Origin of the sequence: Sporosarcina sp. P20a, assembly GCF_002743175.1 — a bacterium.
In the GTDB taxonomy this organism is placed as follows: domain Bacteria; phylum Bacillota; class Bacilli; order Bacillales_A; family Planococcaceae; genus Sporosarcina.
In genome coordinates, this window is the sequence record NZ_PDYT01000008.1 from 40,364 (window position 1) to 59,363 (window position 19,000).

Consider the following 19,000-nt stretch of genomic DNA (forward strand, 5'->3'; position numbering starts at 1 on the left):
TATTACTTGGTATGAATTGATCAGATTTTTCGTTTTCTTCCTCACTAGTTCACACTTCTACTTACGTATCAATTTTCTAGATTTCAACTATTACTTTGCTGGCCCTATTCAAGAATTCGTTTTTTATTCATTGCAGATGACAAGTTTCGCTCGACAGCATTCGACATTTATATTTTGTTCATAACTCTATACACATTATACACCGCATATCTTGGCAGTTTATGTAAACGATACACATATTACCCACAGCTTACCCACCGGTACTGTGGACAATTCGAACGCTTGTTCTTTTTGGATTCCTTTGGTAAAGTAAGAGATAACATCTAGAGAGAAGCATGCAGACTGATTTCAATCAATTCATCCTAAAGGAGGCGATTCTACTGTGCTACATTTATCGGATCAAATGTTACTCTATTCCTATCAACAGGCGCAAAAGTATCAACTAAATCTCGAGTTCATCCAAATGTTAGAACACGAGATACGTAAACGTGCCTTGGAATCGATAAAACTCAGTAGCTGATCTTTCGGATACAATAAAATGGACATGCCTAATTGACATAGGCATGTCCATTTTCCATTCTATTAGTACATCTCCTTCTATATATAGGAGATATAATTTATGATAAAGCTTTGAGTCCAACTACACCGATGACGATGAGGATAAGACTCACTACTCTACCTGTACTCTTCGATTCACCGAAGAACACCATATTAATGAGTACGGCACCCGCTGTACCTATGCCAATCCACACGGCATACGCTGTACTAACTTGCAGGAACTTAAAGGAGTTGTACAGAAAGAAGAACGCTATACCGAACCCTCCGTAGTATAGCAAGCCGTTACCCAATGTCTTGTTCTCACTAAACTTTTTCAAGCCGATAACACCGGCAAACTCACTTAGAGCTGCCAAGAATACTAGAATCCAACCCATCGTCTTTCACTCCCTTCAGCGCTTTCTTTTCATCCTGCCCATCCGCTATCTTTAATCCTGCAACACCCAGTACTAGAATGAAGATGAAAAAGATCTTCCCTATACTAATATGTTCACCGAAGAACATGACATCCATTAAAGATGTACCGACTGTTCCGATTCCCGCGAATATTGCATAGACCGTTCCTGTCGGTAGCCCCTCGCAGGCTTTTGTGAGGAAATGAAAATCCACAAATATAAAGCCTATGATAAATATCCAGTGCCACCAGTGAGTCGCTGTGTTAAATCCAAAAATCCACACTAATTCAAAGAAACTAGTTAATGCGACATATAGCCATGCTTTATTCATACTATTCACTCCAATTTTATTTCTCATCACATCTTTATGACTGACTATCATTCATTTTAACATAAAAGCTAACATTTTGCTATGTTAACCTTTCACTGTTTGAAATTGCAGTGCATACGACATAAAATCAAGGACTTCTTCTTTCTGTCTATCGGCTTCACTTTCATCATGTTGTGCATACAGGAATACTTGCTCGGCCGTCGATTCAATAAGACCGATAATGATCTTTGCTGTCCGGTCAGGTTTAATCGATTGGCGAACCGCACCTGCCTTTTTGGCGGCTTCAAGTTTTTCACTGACCCATTCATAAAATGGTGCGTATACCGATTCCCACTCCCGAATATGTTCTGTTGAAGCAATGCCTGAATAAATGACGGCCAATATTTCGTAATACTCTTTGTTCACTTCGAATATTGCCTCTACCATTTGTTCGAACTGTTTTGGGTACGTCGCTTCATCATCAACCGTTTCTTTGACTATTTCAATCGTTTTCATGACCATCACTTCCGCAATTGCAGGCATAAGGGATAACTTTGATGGAAAGTATAAATAAAACGTCCCTTGTGCGATTCCTGCACGCTTGACGATATCCGAGATCTTCGTTTTCTCAATTCCCTGTTCTTGAAATACTTCTATAGCTGAATGTATTATCGCTGTCTTTTTCCCCAATGAATTCCCCACTCTCTCTATAGATTCTAATTAGTATATCGCAATGATTCTTTTCTAACAAATTAACTAAATTCATGAATGTAGCAGTCAGTACGCGTACAGCAATATAAAAAGTAACCATCTACATGGTGACGATGATTACTTTTACATTTATTTAATACTCTTCAAATCTACCATCATTTGATGCAAAGTACACATTAAAACTATTATCAGATGTTTTGATAGTGAAAAAGTTGAATAATAATCTATAAGTGTTAACGATAAAAATACCGCCCTTTTAATAGGACGGTATTTCCACATTCATTATTTGACTTCTTTAGTTTCATGTACGAAAGTTTCTCCACTTTTGCGTGCTTGGATATCAATGCTATATGCGGAGTATTCTTTTTCTAATCTTTCATAATATCTTTTAGTGATGAGTTTCGCTTCTTCCTGTTTCATGTCCTCATCCACCTCAAAATCTAATAATATAAATCCTCCTGCATCTTCTGTAATGACTAAACTAAGCTCAGATACCCCCTCTTCTTTTTCAAATTCTTTTTTTAAATCATTATCAATTATTTTCATATCCGATTTTTCTATATCTTCATTAACAACTTTTGGTACAGGATCGGTTTTTTCTGGTTCTATTTTATCTGAATCCACATTACATGCTCCCAATAACAAAAATGATAGACAAAGAGGAACATACATCAGTCTTTTATACATGAAAAACCGTCCTTTTCTGTAGTTCTTTATATTTCACACATTACCATATCGATAAATCATTGACAAATATTTAGGAGGTAACTACTCTTTGTAAAGTCATTCAATTTATTATTTCATGTTTATAATCATAAGCAATCTTTTACCAACTACCTACAGGTTTTTGAAGAACGCGAAACGGGTATATTATATAAAGCAACTATAAAAGAAGGAGGCTTTACAATGGATGAACTCATAAGCAAAACATTTATTGGTGTATATTATAACGATGCTGACCTTCTAAGCAAGATAGAGGAATTAAAAGAAACGGGTTACCTTGATGATAACATTTATGTAATCGCTAAAAATGAAACCGATGTATCCATGCTACGTAGCAGAACTGGCGCGGATGTATACTCAGCATATGATACTTGGAAAGATCGCTTTATAGGATTCTTAACTGGAGAAAATCATATTAAACAAATGATGTATGGCATCGGGATGGATACGATTCAAGTAGACCGTTATTACGAAGAAGTCCAACACGGTGGCATGATGCTATATGTAGATGAAGGATTGGCTTTCAGCGTATATTCGAAAAATGAACCTTTCTATACAGATGGATTATCGCCTAATGTATCTAAGCCAATCATTGACTCCACTAAAGCGACAGATCCATTTATTGATGAGACGGTATCTGAACCGTCTTATGGCGGATATGAACCTTTGCAAAACTCACCTCATCCAGAAATTCTGGTGGCTACTACTCAAGACGATACAATCCAGACAAATGATCTTACTTCTGAAGAAGAGGATGCCGTATTATCCGAACAAATAGAGGATAAAGGGCCTTCCACTCTTCCAAAAGAATAATCCCATTTGTTATGAGCCTTCCTTTACTATAGGAAGGTTCTTCACTTTGTTACATTTTGTTTACAAAACACGATTCTTGTAACACCTTCTTAATATGAACGTAATGTTTAACTCGTAATCTGTCGTGTAAGATATTACTTGCAGCTAGAAAGTGATATCTATTACTTCGGAGGAGAGTCATTCATGAAAAAGTTTTTATGTTCAATTTTGATGGCATCAGCCATGTTCGTCGGATTCTCAGGCGGTACAGCAGATGCGGCAAGTAAAGCTACAGCTAAGAGTGGTACATACATAACAATACATAATGCAAACGTACGTGCAGATGCTGGAACAAAACATAGAAGAGTCTTCACATTAAAAAAAGGTACTCGTGTTCAACTGACACATCAAAAATATGCAGGTAAACAATTGTGGTATAAAGTTAAGATCAATGGTAAAAGAGGATATGTTTCAAGTTCCTTATTAAAGAGATCTACAGGCAAAGCAGTAGCAGCGGCTTCACCTACTAAAGGCGGAGGATCTGGCGTTGTGAAAACAGCAATGAACTTGCGTGGAATCCCATATCGTTTCGGCGGAACTACAACTAGAGGTTTCGATTGCAGTGGATTCATCCAGTATTCATTCAAGAAAAATGGCAAGTCTATATCTCGAACAACAACTGGACAATTCAAACAATCATCAAAAATTAAATCACCAAGACCTGGAGATTTAGTATTCTTCCATAACACATACCGCAAAGGTATTTCGCATGTAGGAATCTATGTTGGTAACAATAAATTTGTTCATGCAGGTGGTAAGAAATCCGAAGTGGTGAATCTAAACAATCCATACTGGAAATCTAAATTCAATAGTTTCAGAAGATTATAATCAGTAAAACGACCCGATGATCATTCATCGGGTCGTTTTTTATTCAATTGAATGGATGTTTCCGCGCTCATCTTTATAGATTACATGATGTCGTTCAAACTTGGTGGGAGAATCCAAACCTGCAGCGGCCGCCACACGGAATAATCCTTCTCTCATCGTCAAAATATAGTTGGTCACACGGAATTTCTTCTCTTCTACAACAAGTGCTCGCTGTAAACTCTTGTCCGTCGTTGCCACACCAGCTGGGCATGTATTCGTATGACATCGCTCTGCCATGATGCAACCTACTGAAATCATGAAGCCACGAGCAACTTGTATCAAGTCCGCACCTAAAGCCAAGGCAATCGCAGCCTTATCAGGTGTGATGATTTTCCCTGATGCAATCACTTTTACTCGATCACGCACTTCAAACTTACGTAACGCATCATCTAGCAAAATGAGGGACGAACGAAGTGGTAAGCCTACACTGTCCGCCAAGTCTTGATAGGTAGCCCCCGACCCACCTTCTGCACCATCTTCAGCATCTTGCTTTCCGCCTATAACTATTTTGATGCCCACAGGTTTGCCTCCCGCATGACGGATATCTTCAATGAATGAAAACAACGTTGGATAATCATGGAACTGCTTAAAACGATTTGGACTGTTAATAGAAGTATAAGGTTTCACATTTCGAATAGCCGCAATCTCTTCTGTAACCTTCTCTCCTTCTACATGTCCCCCACGCATTTTTGCTCCTTGGGCCAACTTAATTTCAAACGCTTTAATTTGCGGTATTTGTGCTTTCTCTTTCACTTTTTCAATATCGAACTGTCCATCTTCTGTTCGGAATCCAAATAACCCTGAGCCAATCTGCGCAATAATATCTGCTACGCCTATCAAATGATGATCGGATACGCCGCCCTCACCCGTGTTCATCCATGCACCTTTGGCCATACCAATACCTTTAGATAATGCAGTAATCGCATGGTCTCCGAGTGCTCCGTAACTCATACCGGACTGACCTAATAAGCTACGCACGACAAATGGATGCTCACAATTCGAACCTAATACAATCGCATCTTCCTCGGGTAATAGCCAAGGCCATGTGGTCACTTCTTCACGATGTTCTTTACGCGAGAATAAATTGTCCGTGTCGACTTCATAGCGCATCGTACTCAATAGATTATCATTATCCACACGCATTTCTTCATTTTGCTTCGTAAACATGGCATTGCGAATGTAGTGACCTGGCTCTTGAAAGTCTCGTTTAGACCCAAACCCGATGACACTATTTAAATACTTCCCCGGCATCACCATATGTAGGTATTCTTCGCGGCTGAATGGCTTGCCGCTATTATCACCATTGAATAAATACTGCCTAACTTCCGGACCCGCCTTTTCAAACATATAGCGAACCCTTCCCAAGATAGGATAGTTACGTAAAATAGCATGTTGCTTTTGACTACGATCATAGAAGTATAAAAAGATGCCTATACTAATCGGAATCGCTAATATGATCAGCACTACTAGTGAAGTTGTAAAATTAATACCTTCTAACCAATTCAAGCTTCACTCCTTTCTGATTGTCTGTACTCTACCTGTACCCATGATAAGTAGCTAATTAAACGCAAAAAAGCCCTATTCCTTGAATGTCTTCAAGGAATAGGGCGAGGGCATACATAATACTTCTTTGTTATAGATTCATTTCAGACTGCTTTGCAGAAATTCCGCCATTCATTTAAGTTGAAAGCTTATGAGATTTCCTCTACTTTAAATTCGTATGTGAACTTATAAGAAGTGATTGTATCTGGTTGTCCTTCAGTTTCAGCTTTTGTCGTCAAAGTAAGCGTCCACTCATTACCCGACGTGAGTTCGTTTTTTAAATCTAGTACCGCTTTCGTTCCGTCTCCATTGGCTTTAAAAGAAGCTAGCTCATTACCCTCAATTGTCAGTTGTTCAGCCTTTAGCACTTGCAAATTCTTTCCTTTTAACTCAATCTGCTTGTCACTAATTGCTTCAACAGAGGTAATTTCAGCTACTTCCGGTGCTTCTCCGTCTGGCATTTTTACTTGTGAAGTTTTATAAAGAAATGAAGCGAATTGTGCACGTGTTGTTGTATCTTTTGGTCTGAAGTTTGGTGCAGCTGGATTCGTAATGTCAAAGAAGTCGAGTACGTCAATTGCAGTATGTGCTTCAGCTTTAGCTTTATTCAAATCTATTACATCTTTAGTAAACTTTTGTTTTTGTACATATGCTGATAAATTTGTTTTGTTAACTGAGTCGTAAGCACGAACCAAAACAATCGCCATGTTTTCACGCGTAATGGATCCCGTTGCATGTAATGATCCATCTTCATATCCTCTGAAAACGTTATTGTCTTTAACAATTGCAGCTGCTTGTAAGAGTTCATCATTGGACTTTGCAGTTAAATCTGTGAAACGTGGATTTGTCTTATAGTCTGTGGGAACTTTGTAATCCATTGATACTAGCCACTTCCCCATTAACTTCACTACATCAGAACGAGTTAAGGTTTTATTTGGCTTAAATGAACCGTCCGGATAACCAGAGATAACACCCGCTTTTGATAGTGCTTCTATAGCATTCTTGTGTGAGTTATTCTCTGCCACGTCAGTATAATCTGCTGCAGTGACAACTGGAGCAACCACTGATGCTACTAATGCCGCTGATGCTATACCTGTTAGATACTTATTAAATTTCTTTTTCGATTTTGATTTCATGAAAACATTTCCTCCTTTTGTTTACGACCACGATTGCAGGCTGTTTACACAATAGTATAAAATCACCCTGTTTCCATTTCACCAAAATTACTAGTTCAGCAGAACAAACATACATCGAGAGATTATTGGCTACTTAAGTTATATAGTAGCATACCCTTACACAGTCGGTAAGAGATATCACAGAAATTATTCTCTTGAATTGTAAAACTTCCTCCTGAAGCATAGTGGACATATCACACAATTAACTATGGACATCTACTTGTAACCAAAGTGAAATATACATGGCTTACATGATAAGTTGCTTTTCATGATACAATTCCTATATGAAAAAATTACTCGCGCTTCTTTTATTAATCAGCATTATAGTCGGACTGTCGATCTCATCTAGTCAGACATACGAACAACAATCACTTGTTTCAACATTACAAGAATTGCTACCAAACGAGCCCGGCATAAATTCTTTATCCACATGGGAATTTACTTATTGGAATAGAACCATTTCTATTGAAGAACGTGGATATTATCATTTTGTAGAATTCTTGATCCGAAAAGCTGCACACTTCATCACGTTTGGATTTTTATCTTTAGTCATTTATTGGCTATTACCTAAGAGTAAGAGCCGCATATTATTGGCTGCTCTATTTACCTTTCTATTAGCATGCGCTGATGAATTGCACCAATACTTTACAGGAGGCCGCACAGCTACGATGCAAGACGTTTATTTAGATACAGCAGGGGCCGTAACATTTCTTTTGCTTCTAGTGTTTATTCGTTTAGCCAATCAATTACGTAAAAATTAGATCCATAGTATTAATTAGGTCAATAGTATTCCTAACGTTTTTATGAGCACAGACTCTGTGTTATGATATTGACGAAACAGGAGGTTATCTAATGAATAACTCAGATGATCAGCAAATTCTTTCGCTAGGTTATATTTCCATCCACCGAGTCGTGGACCGCATAGAACAAACGCACCAAAAGTCTTATCACACAATTTGCTTATTCCAAGATCGGATTACGACGTCCGAGCGAATTTTCCCTCTAAAGAACGTTTTTGATATATCCTATCGCCCTTTCTCCGGTCATACAGGATTATTTTATCTTCATACAAATGAAGGTGTTTTTACATTTGAAATCGAAGAAGAACCAGAACACTTCATTTCTATATTTAAACAAATCCAATCCAATTAAGAAATATACAGTGTATAATCTAACGTCTTACTTCATATTCTGAGGTAGGACGTTTATACTTTTACACTACGGGGTAAGTATAACTATTGTCTATACTACTTTTCGTTAAACGCTTGTTAAATAGGTACTTTCTAATATGTCATTTTATTATTCAACTGGTATAATAGCATTACACTTATGGAAATAAAGAACATTACATTAAATCTATATAAAATACTAAAACTTCCTATATCGGAGGAGAACAGCTATGGCAAGGGAAAATGAGATAACGGCTATTTATAGCAAAATCAATGGAGCAAGAAACGAAGGACGCTATGACCTAGTCATTAAACATGCAGAAAATCTATTAAAAACTGGTCTATCATCTTCAAACAATGATGCCGTTTTATCTGCGCATTACATTTGTGCGATCTCTCATTATTACACAGGTGATTTTGAAAAAATTCTCTTTCATATAGAAGAGCATCATACACAATGTGTTTTGCATGGCAAGAGGCCCGATTGTATGCGTTCTTATTATTTGCAATATTTCGTCAGCTTTTTTGCTTTAGATTATGACAGAGGGCAGAAGTTATTGGAAGACATGCTATCCATAGCGGTCGAGAATGAAGATTATGCTTATGTCAGCATGGCCTACAATAAACTAAGCCTTTTGCACAATAAGATAGAACAATATGATCAAGCTTTGGAATTTGCACAATTAGCGGTTTCTTTCGCAGAGATGAAAGATGTAAACAGAGAAAATCTATTGATTCGAGCGCATTTACACTTGATTGAATCCGCCATTAATCTACAAAATGCTCCTCTTGCTATGACTAGTCTTGATTATTTGCGCCAATTACCTACTATGAATCATCACCCACGTGAAATAGCTTTTCTTGAAATCTTAAAAGGTAGATTCTATGATTTAATTGGTGAGCCCGAAAAGGCTTTCCACTTTTATACGATGGCAAAACAACGTGAGGAAAAACTGAAAGATTATTCTTTACTGAAAGATATCCAGCAAAAACGAATTGTGTTGGCAGAAAATCTATGTAGTTTTGATGAATTAGCAATTATTCAGAAGGAGTATATCGATTTATTGCATGAAATTGAAGACAGTCAATTAGTTAAAGCTGCGCTCGAATTGCAAATCCGTCTGCAAGGGTCTTCTAGTAAAACCAATGAAAATAAGGATTACTTAACAGGCATTTATAACCGGAAGTATTTGGAAGAAACAACTAACCTATGGTTGACGGAAGCCAAAACAACTAATAAATCCGTAGTTTGTATTGTATTCGACATCGATAATTTAAAAACTATCAATGACACATATGGTCATCTAATTGGCGATGAAGCCATTAAATTTGTTGCTCATACTTCTATTAATGAAATACGAAAAGAAGATGTACTAGCTCGTTTCGGTGGCGATGAATTTGTTTTAGTTATGCAAGACATTTCTTTGGCTAATGCAAAAAGAAAAGCTACTTTACTTGCCGGAAAAATTGAGTCATTGTCATCTACTTCAGATGTGATACCCATTCCAATAACTATTAGCATAGGACTCAGTGACAATAAAATGCGCAGTATGAATGCCTTCAATGATCTATTTCACTTAGCGGATCTCGCCCTTTATAAAGCAAAAAAGAATGGCAAGAACCAAGTCGTTTCATTCATATAATTCAAACATGGATACCAGTATAACGGGATTCATGTTTTTTCTTGTCAAAATAGAAAAAGAAAAATCTTCAATAATAAAAGCCTACACAGCAAGAATGCTATGTAGGCTTTCAATATATTAATTAAGAACTTTTACTTTTACGTTTTTACGGCCCCATTGGTAGGCAGCTGATTTAGTTGGAATGAATACGTCGATTTTATTACCTTTGATTGCTCCGCCAGTATCTCCAGCGATAGCATATCCGTAACCTTCAACGTGAACTTTTGTTCCTAATTTGATAACACGTGGATCTACTGCAATTACTTTCAAGTTTGGATTTTTACGTAGGTCCAAGCCTGTTCTTGTAATACCTGAACAACCATTACAATGTGCTGTATATGCTGTTGCGCTTACCATAAGTTCTTTCGATACACTATCTCCATTTGAACGAGATGGTGCACTTTGTTTCTTCGGTGTGCTTGCCGCCACTTTAGAAGACTTTACTAAACGCAATTTTTGATTTGGATAAATAACTGTTGATTTTAAGTTATTCCATTTCTGAATATTAGAGACAGACACATTGTTTTGTAGAGAGATTTTATATAGTGTGTCACCTTTTTTAACTGTGTGAACTGATGCTGCGGCCGATGTTTCATTCATCCCGCTTGTGAATACTGTGATTAACATGGCTACTGTCATTGCAAATAATAACTTCTTCAATATGCCACCCCTAACGATTTGATAGCCTTATCTTACCAAGTCTATATTACAGTTAGATTACAAACGTGAAACAATGCAATGACAGTACCTACTAATATATTACAAATAACGTGTTTTCCATTCGAATTAAATGACAATTGGGGTAGTAAGTCCTGCATTCTATATTACATTTTGATATATCCATACAATTTCAAGTTTTAATTAGATTGTATGGGCGAGTTTTATAAGTAATGCAAAAAACATATTCTACTAATTTGAAGGAAGATCTACTCTATGAAGAAAAGATATGTAGTTGAACAAACAGTCACACATGCTATCGAAGGCCGCCTTGCGGTTGCGTTGATTGGAATGGGTACCTCCGAAGAAGAAACATATCACTATCATGATCATTTCGAATACGGAATTGGTTGACTTACATCTATATGCCAAAATAACACATACTTCCTATATAACAGATCAAATTCACAAACCTACTCGAGGAGCAATCGAACGAAATCCATTGATCGACCCGAATCCACTAGCTAAAAATTATAGCTATAATCCTTTAACTGATTCAATATTAGTTGACAAAAACACACTCAATTCATTCAAAAAAGTCTCTTTGGAGGCTTTTTTATTGGCTAAAATAACTTCCTTTGCGTCATGTGGTTTCTTTCCTTCTATAGTAGGGAATGATTGACTATAGTTATTTACAAATAAGCGAGGTGCGTTACATGCCGGTGATTTGGGATCAAGATGATGTTTCACGAGCAATTATACAATTAATCAAAGATGGTAATCTGGAATCCGTGAAAAAAGCAATTAAAGAACTACAACCTAAAGAAATAGCTGCTCAGTATAAACGATTGCCACGAAAACGACATACTACATTTTTAGAAGTATTGGATAAAGATCAATTGGTTAAGATGCTAGGCTTTCTTTCAAAAAATGAAAAGTTACGCGTACTGGATTTAGTCGGGCCAATTCGTTCTACAGAACTGCTAGAGGGAATGAAAAGTGAAGACTTGTCCGACCTTTTGTCTGATCTATCAGATAAACAAGCGGATAAACTCATAGCTAAATTACGCCTAGAAGAAAAGAGAAATATTTTGCAGCGCCGAAAGTATCCAGTTGATTCAGCAGGACGGATTATGACGACGCGTTATGTATGGGTTCATCAGTCATACACTGTTGAAAAAACGATTGAAAAGCTTAAGCATTATGAATCCTTTGCTCATTACTTAAATTACGTATATATCATTAATGATGAAAAGCAATTAGTAGGTGTGCTTTCCTACCGTGATTTATTGCTCGCTAAGGCAGATTGTATTGTAACAGAAATTATGGAGACCGGTCTTGCAAAGGTATCTGATACGACTGATCAAGGCGAAGTAGCCAAAATGATTGGACGATTTGATTTCGTATCACTACCTGTTGTCAATGAAAAGAATATATTGGTGGGAATCATACGGGCTGATGAAGTACTTGATTTAGTTGTTAGAGAAGCAAACAAAGATATTGAAATGCTTTTTGCTTCCGGTAAGTCTATCGACTTCAACACAAAACCTTTAGTAGCAGCCTATCGTAGACTCCCTTGGCTCATTCTATTATTATTTATCGGACTCGTTTCAGGTAGTATCATTTCTAAATTCGAAGAAACGTTGGAAGCGGTTGTCGCTCTCGCCTTCTTTATGCCGATGATTGCGGGAATGACTGGTAACACAGGAACACAATCATTAGCGGTCGTGGTACGTGGACTAGTATCTGAAGACTTGAATATGAAAAAGTCGCTACACTTAGTCTTTAGAGAATTACTTGTCGGTATTATATTAGGTGTCGTCTGTGGTACCGTCATCTCCGTGATCGCCTATGTATGGCAAGGTAGTTTTACACTAGGATTAGTAGTCGGTTCCTCTTTAGTGGCCACACTGATTATTGGAACGATTGCAGGAACGGTTATTCCTTTAATCCTCAATAAATTCAAAATAGATCCAGCTGTAGCTTCGGGCCCTTTAATTACGACGATCAATGACATCCTTTCATTACTGATTTATTTTGGAATTGCGACGATGTTTATCTCGAAATTAATGTAATTGAATATTCTGATCACTCGTGTATATAATTAGAACATTCCGCATACTATATGTTAATGAAAGGTTAGTGTAAGGTTCATGTAACTTATCTCAATTTGATGCCAAACACTACAGAAAGATGACATTCTTCACAGTTTGATGATTTGCGTTTATTACGTTTTTGATAGGTTATACTACTAGTAACAGCAATTGCACAAACGGATTTGGGTTGAAGTTTGGTGCAGCTGGGTTTGTGATAGCGAAGAAGTAAAGTCGAATAGTCTGTACCGCTTCGTCGAAGAGCGAGTACATAACAAAAAGCCCCGCGGCCATGGGTTGACCGCGGGGCTTTTTGTTTTATTATGCCTTTAAGAGTAAAGGTGGTTTCCTATTCTTCATAGGATTTGTTTGCTCGATTGCATAACCAACATCAAGCAACAACGCTTCTGAGAAAGCTGGTCCAATAATTTGCACTCCGACTGGAAGGTCTCCTTTGAAACCACCTGGTACTGATAATGCAGGAAGACCTGTTAAATTACCTGGTCCAGTAAAGCGTATAATATTGTCAATTAGGTCCACTTGGTTGCCGTTCAGCTCTACAGTATCCTCGCCGATTTTACTAGCTACTACTGGCAATGTCGGCGCTATAAGCACATCAACTTTTTGGAATACTTCCTCGAATTCCTGCTTAAGTTGACGACGTACTTGCTGTGCTTGAAGATAGTCAACAGCTGATGGTAGTTCACCAAGCTCAAACAGCATTCGGATATCGTCACCGAAATCCTGTGGCCGCTTCAACATGTCTTCGTGATGAATTGTAGACGCTTCTGAAAGTGACGTGACAAGCTCCGCCCACTCTGCATATTTTAGAGTTGGAATCTTCACCACTTCAACTCTCGCCCCCTGATCAGTTAGTGCTTTAATATTTCCACGCACTACTTGATCCACTTCGTTGTCCACTTCATTGAAGAAATATTCTTCATTTACACCAATGACCAGACCCTTTACGTCGCCCTTAATCTTCTCCAAGTATTGATCAACAGGTGTATTAATAGAAGTTGGATCTTTTTCGTCATACCCTGAAATGATATCCATCATCCCAGCTGCATCTTTGATTGTCTTTGTCATCGGCCCGATATGATCAAGCGACCACGCCAACGGATAACATCCGTATTTACTGACACGCCCGTGCGTTGGCTTTAAACCGACAATACCACAGATGGATGATGGGATTCGGATAGATCCCGCTGTATCAGTTCCGAGAGAAGCGACGCTTGAACCAACCGAAACAGCTGCACCTGAGCCGCCACTCGAACCACCTGGAATCATGTCCGTGTTCCAAGGATTTCTAACTGCTCCGTAGTGAGGATTATTATTTGTAATTCCCCAAGCATATTCATGCATACTCAGTTTACCAGTGAAAATGACTCCTGCATCTCTTAACTTGCTTACTACAGTCGCATCGTCTTCTGGAATGAAATCCTTATGAATTTTAGAAGACATGGTGGTGACTTTACCTTTAAAATATAAATTATCTTTCAAAGCCATCGGAATTCCGTGATACATCCCTCGATAATTTCCATTTTTAATTTCTTTCTCTGCTTCACGTGCCGACTGTTCCGCTTCCTCGCGGTAGATTGTCATATAAGCGTTTATTGTATGTTGCGTTTCTTCAGCATGGTCTAGCACAGCATTAGTTAACTCAACTGGCGATAATGATCCATCTTTTAAGAGCGGCGCCAATTCTTCCACCGGTTTCTGAATCAATTCTTTAGCCAATATGATCACCTCCGGGGATATTTCGAAGTCCGATATCGGCGTCTTCGATTTTCACACCTTCTAATGTTCCTCTTAACTCTTGCATCCCCTTCCAGCGACTTTCCAAGACTTCTAGATGCTCGGGCTTGGCCTGAATCCCTTTGTTATCCAATAATTGCTTAACGGACAGAGACAATACCTTCACTCCTCAAGTTAATATTTATCTTTATAGGGTTATCCTATTGAGATCACAAGAAATGGTCGACTATCAAAACAAAGCTAAATTGCTAAGTACGTAAGAATATATATACTCTATCATTCAATAAATGAATAATCAAACTATTGTAAATTGAGTAACAGTTAATCCTTCTTTAGTATGAATGAGTAAAACAAATCTCTACCTCTAGACATAGGAACAGAAACAGTTAGCAACATTTTGATCAGCTGTATAAAAAATTAATTTAGTACTCTTCATTACTTTAGCCGATTATCACATTTCAGATCGTTCGCATTTCTCCTATTTAGTTGTTTATGTTGGATGAAAAGGGGGATTATTGAAACAGGAGGTGATGTCTGATGCCATGGAGCAAACAGGATTACCCTGCTTCATTAAAAAATCTAAATCCCAAAGTACGTAATAAAGCGATTGAAATTGCCAACGCTTTGCTGCGTGAGAATTATGAAGAAGATCGCGCTATATCTATAGCCACTACGAAAGCCCATGAATATGTAGAAGGTAGTAGTGAAGGTCGTGTGCATTATGAAGTAAAGCCTCGGGAAGATGAGTGGATTTTCAAAAAGTCCGGGAGCGGTCATGTCCTATTTAAAGAAGATACTAAATTAGCTTTACTTGAAAAGGCAAAAAAGTACGTTACAGAACACGAAGGTATATTATCTGTTTATCATGCAGATGGATCGCACGATAAAACATTGTACGAATAACACGAAAGCCCTTTGCTTCATAGGGCTTTCCTGTTATTTTTCCTTATCAGGGGGATATGTTACTTCATCATCTTTTGTCACTACAGGTTCCGCACCCCACTTTCCTACGACATGGTTTTCTATCAACGCCTTTTCTTTCGGGCCATCTATAATGTGTTTCACATTCCAACCATGTGTAGCTAGCCAATTACTAATCAACAAGCGATGGCATCTTGCCGGATGCCGTTCGGAACAGCATATGGCAATTCGCTGTTCTTTAGCTTCCTTCATCAAGTTGGCAATTCCTTCTCGAAATTCCTCTGTCAACGTATAATCCGCGTAGTTATGAAACGATTGATTGTTCCAACCATCATTTATTTCATCATCAATTGTTTTGGATTTCCTTCTACGACCACCTAACTTACCACAATGTTCATAGGCGATATGATGTGCAGGTAACCATACTTTCATCCGATCCTCATGGAAATGCGGAAATTTGCGACTACCAGGAAACGCACGGATATCGACTAACTTCTCAATACGTGCATCATCCAATAACTTCAAAAACTCTTCTTTTGTATGCGTGGAATGACCAACTGTATAGATATCCATATATTCTCACCCCTTTTATATTTACCATTCCCCGAGATTTTCATAAATAACCATTTGCTTTACTTCATTTCAACGCATGGTTTCTACATCTTGAATTAGGGAATACTAAAGGAAAAAAGGAAGTGACACTTATGCTTCATTTCAACCGCGCACTCTTTGTTTATAATCAGACAGCTGGAGAAGATGATACACATCTAAAGCTTGAGAAGACACTCCATATTTTTGCACAAGCAGTAGATGAACTCATCGTGTTGAACACTACTTCCGAAGAACAACTTCAACAAGCTTGCGTAAAATATAGCGACCAAGTCGATTTGCTCATCATACTTGGCGGTGACGGCACTGTACACACTTGCTTAAATAGTATCGCACCTCTTGCTATACGTCCTATCATCGCAATATTACCTGGTGGTACATCAAATGATTTCAGCCGTACTTTAGGTATTCCGCAATCTCTTAACGAAGCAGCTACTTCTCTACTTAATGGCTCCATTATCGATACCGATATCGGGAAAGTTGGCGAGCACTACTTTATGAATTTTTGGGGTATCGGACTTGTCACCGAAACATCAGAAAACATCAATTCAGATGAAAAGAAACGTCTTGGTTCTATCAGTTATGTGCTCAGTACATTACGTACGCTGAATCGGACAGAACCATTTCATTATAAAATCCAATCTACGGACACTGAGTTAGAAGGTGACGCTATTTTACTATTCGTTCTTAACGGTCGCTATATCGGTACAACTCAACTTCCCATCGCTTCTCTATCTCCTTTTGATGGTAAATTAGATGTTTTAATTGTGCGTGATTCCAACTTAGCTGCTTTTCGCGAATTATTTGCGTTACAAAATCCGACTGTGGAAAATGAGCAATTAAACGAACTCGAATACATTCAAGTCACAGCTCTAGAAATCATGCAACCTATTGGGAATAAGGTCGATATGGACGGAGAAATGTATGAAGAAACTGCACAGCAAATTACCGTGTTACCTGGTCATTTACGAATGATTCATGTAAACGCGCTCTAAGATAATAACTCTGCAATTGGCTATATCGCACTCCCTTATGTAAATTCCAAATCCTACTGCAAAATCGTACTATCCCATCTGGTACATAAGTGAAGTTATTTATTTCCACGCTGAGTTGTCCTTCCAGACTACTAATCGATGCTGTGCTCAAGACGTTATTTCTGCATCGCTAGTCAGTAAGGAAACTCTTCTTTTCTATGTATAGAACAGTTAACTGTGTATACCTCCAACCTTTATCCCTCACCTATTCTTTTTAATGAACAATACCATTTAATATTTCACATAGCATGGTATTCTATATCTACTAACATGTTTACCGGGGGTTCGACATGATCCGTATCCGTAAAGAAGATTTATCCAATCATCGAACAAAAGACAGACCGTTTGTCAATCTTCATCTGAAAATGATCAGTTTAATAGGTGCGCTCTCTATTGCAATCATTCTGCTGATTGGCGGATTCATGAGTTTCTTCGTTACTGATACATTAGAAACTCAAATTGGTGAAAGGGCGCTCAGTGTTGCAAAGAGTGTGGCGGTGATACCCGAGATTTCTCAAGCCTTTGAATCGGATAATCCTTCCGCTATCATCCAGCCGATCATGCAGAAAATTCAAGCCCAGACAGACGCAGAGTTTATCGTTGTGGGTAACCAACAGGAAATCCGTTATGCCCACCCGACTCCCGATCGAATTGGTGAAAAAATGATCGGTGAAGATAACGAACGTGCTTTACGATACGGGGAATCCTATACTTCCAAATCAACCGGATCTTTAGGTAACTCACTTCGTGCAAAAGCTCCGGTCTATTTAAACGGTGAGATTGTGGGTGTTGTCTCGGTAGGGTTCCTAGTAGACTCCATTGATACAATCATTTGGGGGTATAGCAAGGAAATCTGGCTTGTTCTTCTAGGCGTTTGCACAGCCGCGATCATTGGTGCCGTGCTGATTGCGAATTATATAAAGAACTTGTTATTCGGATTGGAGCCTGAAGAGATTTCGCATTTACTCTTTCAAAAAGAAACGATTTTGCATTCAATACATGAAGGCATTATTGCTATTAATAAGGAGGGCCGAATTACGATGGTCAATTCCGCTGCGTTGAAAATTTTGACAGGCGACGAACAGCAAACCGATAACTGGATCGGTAAACCTATACAAGAGAGCTTTCCGAATTCAGATCTGCCCTATGTGCTGGAGCATGGTGAATCCGTCTTTGATCAGGAAAAAGTTTTTAGCAACCACATCGTGTATGTAAACAGTGTGCCAATCTTCTACGAACATGAATTGCTCGGTGCAGTCGCCACTTTTAGGAATAAAACCGAGATCGAGAATTTAACGAAAAAACTAACGCATATCCAACAATATGCTAATGCCCTGCGTTCACAGACACATGAATTTGCTAATAAATTGTATACGATCATGGGACTGACGCAGTTAAACAAAAAGGATGAAGTACTCGATTTTATCCGACAAGAAACTAGCATTCAACAACACTGGACAAACACATTGCTTGATAATATAAATGATCCATATATTAGCGGTCTGCTTGTCGGAAAGCTTAGTCAAGCGAGCGAATTACAAATCAATGTGTCCATCCAACCGGACAGCCAATTACATTCCAAAGTATCCGACGTGAACCGCCAAGCATTGCTAACGGCTATCGGAAATCTACTTGATAACGCATTTGATGCGGTACATGACGAACACGCCATTTCCCGAGAAATATCGATTTCATTTACTGATATCGGACAAGATCTGCTGTTTGAAATTGACGACGCTGGGCCGGGTATCGATGATGCATCTCTTGATAAAGTGGTAACCCGTGGTTTCTCGACAAAAGTTGGAACCGAAAGAGGTTTCGGTCTAGCTCTTACAAAGAATGCAATTGAAGCTGCGAACGGTCAGCTGTCCATTGAACCGAGTGAACTGGGCGGTACTTACTTTGTAATTTCGTTGCCAAAAGATAATTGAAGGAGGGATTCTCCCG

Annotated in this window: 21 protein-coding genes; 11 read left to right on the forward strand and 10 right to left on the reverse strand. The window is 38.3% G+C overall.

What is annotated here, in order from left to right; genetic code table 11:
- Positions 1–403 precede the first annotated feature (403 nt).
- A complete protein-coding gene (gene sda / locus CSV72_RS09100; RefSeq protein WP_233190482.1) occupies positions 404–520 on the forward strand; it encodes a sporulation histidine kinase inhibitor Sda in 117 nt (38 codons plus the stop codon).
- 97 nt (positions 521–617) lie between these two features.
- Here sda and CSV72_RS09105 read toward each other — a convergent pair whose 3' ends face one another.
- The 4 genes from CSV72_RS09105 to CSV72_RS09120 form a co-directional block, all read right to left on the reverse strand.
- Entirely contained in the window at positions 618–932 is a 315-nt protein-coding gene (locus tag CSV72_RS09105; RefSeq protein WP_099678065.1) for a DMT family transporter, read from the reverse strand.
- Positions 895–1,281, reverse strand: coding sequence for a DMT family transporter (locus CSV72_RS09110; RefSeq protein ID WP_099678066.1), 387 nt, complete (start codon positions 1,279–1,281; stop codon positions 895–897). Before CSV72_RS09110 ends, CSV72_RS09105 begins: the two co-directional genes overlap by 38 nt.
- Before the next feature lie 84 nt (positions 1,282–1,365).
- Positions 1,366–1,950 (reverse strand): TetR/AcrR family transcriptional regulator, encoded by a 585-nt coding sequence (locus tag CSV72_RS09115; RefSeq protein ID WP_099678067.1) that lies wholly within the window; start codon positions 1,948–1,950, stop codon positions 1,366–1,368.
- Between the two features lie 303 nt (positions 1,951–2,253).
- A complete protein-coding gene (locus CSV72_RS09120; protein ID WP_099678068.1) occupies positions 2,254–2,595 on the reverse strand; it encodes a hypothetical protein in 342 nt (113 codons plus the stop codon).
- 282 nt (positions 2,596–2,877) lie between these two features.
- Here CSV72_RS09120 and CSV72_RS09125 point away from each other — a divergent pair, with 282 nt between their 5' ends.
- Positions 2,878–3,507 (forward strand): YflT domain-containing protein, encoded by a 630-nt coding sequence (locus tag CSV72_RS09125; protein WP_099678069.1) that lies wholly within the window; start codon positions 2,878–2,880, stop codon positions 3,505–3,507.
- A gap of 183 nt (positions 3,508–3,690) precedes the next feature.
- Positions 3,691–4,374, forward strand: coding sequence for a C40 family peptidase (locus tag CSV72_RS09130; protein WP_099678070.1), 684 nt, complete (start codon positions 3,691–3,693; stop codon positions 4,372–4,374).
- A 39-nt stretch (positions 4,375–4,413) separates the two neighbouring features.
- Here the strand turns inward: CSV72_RS09130 and CSV72_RS09135 are convergent, their stop codons facing one another.
- Together CSV72_RS09135 and CSV72_RS09140 are read right to left on the reverse strand one after the other, a co-directional pair.
- On the reverse strand, positions 4,414–5,919 hold the full coding sequence (locus tag CSV72_RS09135) for an FMN-binding glutamate synthase family protein (protein ID WP_099678071.1): 1,506 nt from the start codon (positions 5,917–5,919) through the stop codon (positions 4,414–4,416).
- Positions 5,920–6,104: 185 nt separating this feature from the next.
- On the reverse strand, positions 6,105–7,091 hold the full coding sequence (locus CSV72_RS09140) for an S-layer homology domain-containing protein (RefSeq protein ID WP_099678072.1): 987 nt from the start codon (positions 7,089–7,091) through the stop codon (positions 6,105–6,107).
- Between the two features lie 323 nt (positions 7,092–7,414).
- Between CSV72_RS09140 and CSV72_RS09145 the strand changes: the two genes are divergently transcribed.
- The 3 genes from CSV72_RS09145 to CSV72_RS09155 all read left to right on the forward strand — a co-directional run bounded on the left by CSV72_RS09145 (position 7,415) and on the right by CSV72_RS09155 (position 9,942).
- Positions 7,415–7,891, forward strand: a complete 477-nt coding sequence (locus CSV72_RS09145) for a VanZ family protein (RefSeq protein WP_099678073.1) — start codon at positions 7,415–7,417, stop codon at positions 7,889–7,891.
- Between the two features lie 91 nt (positions 7,892–7,982).
- Positions 7,983–8,282: a hypothetical protein gene (locus tag CSV72_RS09150; RefSeq protein WP_099678074.1), complete on the forward strand. Its 300-nt coding sequence runs from the start codon at positions 7,983–7,985 to the stop codon at positions 8,280–8,282.
- A gap of 247 nt (positions 8,283–8,529) precedes the next feature.
- The gene (locus CSV72_RS09155) at positions 8,530–9,942 is read left to right on the forward strand and encodes a GGDEF domain-containing protein (RefSeq protein ID WP_099678075.1); all 1,413 of its coding nucleotides are present in this window, start codon (positions 8,530–8,532) and stop codon (positions 9,940–9,942) included.
- A gap of 117 nt (positions 9,943–10,059) precedes the next feature.
- Here the strand turns inward: CSV72_RS09155 and CSV72_RS09160 are convergent, their stop codons facing one another.
- Positions 10,060–10,641 carry a 3D domain-containing protein gene (locus tag CSV72_RS09160; RefSeq protein ID WP_099678076.1) on the reverse strand — a complete coding sequence of 194 codons (582 nt, stop codon included), beginning with the start codon at positions 10,639–10,641 and terminating at the stop codon, positions 10,060–10,062.
- Positions 10,642–10,914: 273 nt separating this feature from the next.
- On the opposite strand from CSV72_RS09160, the gene CSV72_RS16730 reads away from it, so the two are divergent.
- Complete coding sequence (locus CSV72_RS16730) at positions 10,915–11,052, forward strand: hypothetical protein (RefSeq protein WP_158232185.1); 138 nt, start codon at positions 10,915–10,917, stop codon at positions 11,050–11,052.
- 302 nt (positions 11,053–11,354) lie between these two features.
- Entirely contained in the window at positions 11,355–12,713 is a 1,359-nt protein-coding gene (mgtE, locus tag CSV72_RS09165; RefSeq protein ID WP_099678077.1) for a magnesium transporter, read from the forward strand.
- 339 nt (positions 12,714–13,052) lie between these two features.
- Here mgtE and CSV72_RS09170 read toward each other — a convergent pair whose 3' ends face one another.
- A complete protein-coding gene (locus tag CSV72_RS09170; RefSeq protein ID WP_099678078.1) occupies positions 13,053–14,471 on the reverse strand; it encodes an amidase in 1,419 nt (472 codons plus the stop codon).
- The gene (locus tag CSV72_RS09175) at positions 14,464–14,655 is read right to left on the reverse strand and encodes a hypothetical protein (RefSeq protein ID WP_233191198.1); all 192 of its coding nucleotides are present in this window, start codon (positions 14,653–14,655) and stop codon (positions 14,464–14,466) included. Before CSV72_RS09175 ends, CSV72_RS09170 begins: the two co-directional genes overlap by 8 nt.
- Before the next feature lie 371 nt (positions 14,656–15,026).
- On the opposite strand from CSV72_RS09175, the gene CSV72_RS09180 reads away from it, so the two are divergent.
- Entirely contained in the window at positions 15,027–15,392 is a 366-nt protein-coding gene (locus tag CSV72_RS09180; protein WP_099678080.1) for a DUF2188 domain-containing protein, read from the forward strand.
- Between the two features lie 33 nt (positions 15,393–15,425).
- Here CSV72_RS09180 and CSV72_RS09185 read toward each other — a convergent pair whose 3' ends face one another.
- Positions 15,426–15,983: a DUF488 domain-containing protein gene (locus tag CSV72_RS09185; protein WP_099678081.1), complete on the reverse strand. Its 558-nt coding sequence runs from the start codon at positions 15,981–15,983 to the stop codon at positions 15,426–15,428.
- A 131-nt stretch (positions 15,984–16,114) separates the two neighbouring features.
- Between CSV72_RS09185 and CSV72_RS09190 the strand changes: the two genes are divergently transcribed.
- Both CSV72_RS09190 and CSV72_RS09195 read left to right on the forward strand, forming a co-directional pair.
- Positions 16,115–17,014: a diacylglycerol/lipid kinase family protein gene (locus CSV72_RS09190; RefSeq protein ID WP_099678082.1), complete on the forward strand. Its 900-nt coding sequence runs from the start codon at positions 16,115–16,117 to the stop codon at positions 17,012–17,014.
- Between the two features lie 329 nt (positions 17,015–17,343).
- Positions 17,344–18,984 carry an ATP-binding protein gene (locus CSV72_RS09195; RefSeq protein ID WP_099678083.1) on the forward strand — a complete coding sequence of 547 codons (1,641 nt, stop codon included), beginning with the start codon at positions 17,344–17,346 and terminating at the stop codon, positions 18,982–18,984.
- Positions 18,985–19,000: the final 16 nt, after the last annotated feature.